This window comes from Bradyrhizobium sp. NAS96.2 (assembly GCF_001908235.1).
Lineage (GTDB): Bacteria > Pseudomonadota > Alphaproteobacteria > Rhizobiales > Xanthobacteraceae > Bradyrhizobium.
Genome location: NZ_LGHK01000393.1, coordinates 1 through 655, shown reverse-complemented (window position 1 = coordinate 655; position 655 = coordinate 1). Strand labels below are relative to the sequence as shown.

Annotated in this window: 1 protein-coding gene; it reads right to left on the bottom strand. The window is 57.9% G+C overall.

What is annotated here, in order from left to right; all coding sequences use genetic code 11:
- Positions 1–158 precede the first annotated feature (158 nt).
- Complete coding sequence (locus tag AC628_RS41510; protein ID WP_074132553.1) at positions 159–596, bottom strand: hypothetical protein; 438 nt, start codon at positions 594–596, stop codon at positions 159–161.
- Positions 597–655: the final 59 nt, after the last annotated feature.

Here is a 655-nt window from a genome sequence, read left to right as displayed (position 1 = left end):
CTGCGAGCTATCAAGAATGCCAGAGGCGTAGAACTGATGCCCCGACCAGCGTGAATCGAAAACCATCTGGTCGATATTGGCGACCGTCACGTCGACGCCCGGCAGGCTTACGCTCATTGCGGCGCCGGCGCCGGACTGGATCAAAACGCGCTTGACCATCAGAGTCCGAGGCTCCGATGAAAGATCATGTAATCCACGTAGAAATTATAATCCGCGTTGCTGTTGTTGATCGTGATTTTGTCGTTTGAGAACTTCAGGCCGATCCCGACCTCATAGGTCAGAATGCCGCCGACCGTGATGTCGCGCGCTGCCATGCCGAGATTGTAGGGGTACGCGACGACGCCGCTATCGATGTAGGCCTCGAACCAGACATAGGGCGTCCTGGTGAACGTCGCCGGATACGGGATGTTCTGGTCACCGCTGTTGATCGGCAGATAGATTGACCCCGACATGATGATCTGGTCATTCTTGGTTTCCGACCGCAGCAGGAAGTCGGAATTGCTCGAGGTCGAGAGCACGTCGACGCCCGGCCGCGACAGCCACACGCCATAGGCGCCGAGAAACGAATTCAGGCCAGCGTGGAAGCGACGCGCCATCTCACCAGACCTGCCAGGCGATGTAATAGAGGTTGACGCCCGTTCCCATGATGCGCGAG